Annotated in this window: 2 protein-coding genes; both read right to left on the bottom strand. The window is 78.2% G+C overall.

The window, feature by feature from the left end:
* A partial coding sequence (gene rmuC / locus M3677_RS16775; protein WP_251161108.1) for a DNA recombination protein RmuC occupies nt 1–415 on the bottom strand: 415 nt, incomplete at its 3' end.
* Between the two features lie 21 nt (nt 416–436).
* A partial coding sequence (locus M3677_RS16770; RefSeq protein WP_251161107.1) for a methylated-DNA--[protein]-cysteine S-methyltransferase occupies nt 437–747 on the bottom strand: 311 nt, incomplete at its 5' end.

Here is a 747-nt window from a genome sequence, read left to right as displayed (position 1 = left end):
CCAGGTCGGGGCGCACCCCGGCGCCGAGCTCGTTGACCCCGGCGGGCTGCTCGACGAAGTCGCAGTGCTCGAGCAGGCCGGCCACCTCGACCAGCCGGCGCAGCTGCACCTCACCCCACCGGCCGCGCACGTGCGGGGTGCGCAGAGCGGTGACCAGCGCCGCCGTCTCGCGCCGGAGCAGCGCCGAGGTCTGGCCCACCGTGCCCACCTGCTCGCGCAGCTCGCCGTGCGCGGTGGCCCGGTCGCGCTCGATGCCGGCCAGCAGGCGGTGCAGGTGGTCGAGCGACTCGTGCACCGGCTCGAGGCCGTCGGGCCGGGGCGTGCGGCGGCGCAGCAGCGAGACCGCCGCCAGCGTGACCGCGGTGGCCAGCAGCGCACCGACCAGCAGGCCCAGCAGCAACGAGGTGGCGTCCATGCCGGGCAGGGTGCACCAGGCCTACGACAATTCCGCCGCGACCCGGGCAGCGGCCCGGGCGTGGGCGGCCTCGTGGTCGAGCAGCCAGCGCTTCACCGACGTCTCCCAGCGGAAGCCGCCCAGGCCGCCGCCGGTGGCCAGCACCCGGTGGCACGGCACGAAGAGGGCGGCGGCGTTGCGGGCGCACGCGCCGGCGGCGGCGCGCACCGCGGCGGGGCGGCCGCACCGGGCCGCGAAACCGGCGTAGGTGTCGGGCTCGCCGGCCGGCACGGTGCGCAGCACCTCCCACGCCTCCTGCAGGAAGGGCCCCGACCGCTGCCGCACGACGACGC

It is taken from the genome of Curtobacterium sp. P97, from assembly GCF_023712445.1.
Classification (GTDB): Bacteria; Actinomycetota; Actinomycetes; order Actinomycetales; family Microbacteriaceae; genus Curtobacterium.
Note: the sequence above shows the minus strand (reverse complement) of the source record. Positions and strands in the feature narration are given on the sequence as shown.